The organism is Mycobacterium sp. UM_Kg27 (assembly GCF_000972905.1).
Classification (GTDB): Bacteria; Actinomycetota; Actinomycetes; order Mycobacteriales; family Mycobacteriaceae; genus Mycobacterium.
Genome location: NZ_JRMM01000284.1, coordinates 1 through 1,076 on the forward strand (window position 1 = coordinate 1; position 1,076 = coordinate 1,076).

Genomic DNA, 1,076 nt, shown 5'->3' on the forward strand with positions numbered 1-1,076 from the left:
TGTAATGGCCAGGGACGTTGTGAACGGCGTGGTGCGCGGAAGTAGGTGAGGACCTCCGGTATCGGTGTGGTTACCACACGCACGCCGATCACCAGGAGGTCCTCGTGTCCCACGCTAATGCTTCGCTGACTCCGAAGGGGCGATTGAAACTCGCCAGGCTGATCGTCGATGACGGGTGGCCGATCCGACGGGCCGCTGAGCGGTTCCAGTGCTCATCGGCGACGGCGAAGAAGTGGGCTGACCGTTACCGCATCGGTGGTGCTGAGGCGATGTTCGACCGGTCCAGCCGCCCGCACCACAGCCCCAACCAACTACCGGTGCGTCGGGAGCGTCGGATCGTCAAGCTGCGCTGCACGCGCCGCTGGGGTCCCGACCGTCTAGCCGCGCACTTGCACGTGCCGCGTTCGACGGTGCAGGCGGTGCTCAAGCGCTACAAGATGCCCCTGCTGCGGCATCTGGACCAGGCCACGGGCTTGCCGGTGCGCCGCCCGAAGCCGAACCGCTACGAGCACGCGGCGCCGGGCGATCTGGTGCATGTGGACATCAAAAAGCTCGGCCGCATCCCTGACGGCGGCGGGCACCGCAAGCTCGGCCGGCAAGCCGGGCGCAGAACCCGCAGCGCGATGGGGTACGCCTACCTGCACCACGCGGTCGATGACCACAGTCGATTGGCTTACTCCGAAGAACTCGATGACGAACGCAAGGAGACCGCCGCTGCGTTCTGGCGCAACGCCAACGCCTTCTTCGCCGAACATGGCATCGTCGTCCGGCGCGTCCTCACTGACAACGGATCATGTTACCGCTCAAAGTGTTTCGCCCACGCATTGGGCGACGACATTGCGCATAAGAGGACCCGGCCGTATCGGCCGCAGACCAATGGCAAGGTGGAACGCTTTAATCGCACCTTGACCGCCGAGTGGGCTTACGCCCACACCTACCGGTCCAACACCGCCCGCGCAGCGACTTATCAAGACTGGCTGCATCACTACAATTACCACCGACCCCACACCGGCATCGGAGGCAAGACCCCCATCGAACGCCTACGCGTTCACAACCTGCCCGTCAAGAACACCTAG

1 protein-coding gene is annotated in these 1,076 nt (G+C 64.4%); it reads left to right on the forward strand.

Translation table 11 applies throughout. From position 1 onward, the window contains the following. Positions 1-104 precede the first annotated feature (104 nt). Positions 105-1,076 (forward strand): IS481 family transposase, encoded by a 972-nt coding sequence (locus tag LI94_RS21255; RefSeq protein ID WP_046302486.1) that lies wholly within the window; start codon positions 105-107, stop codon positions 1,074-1,076.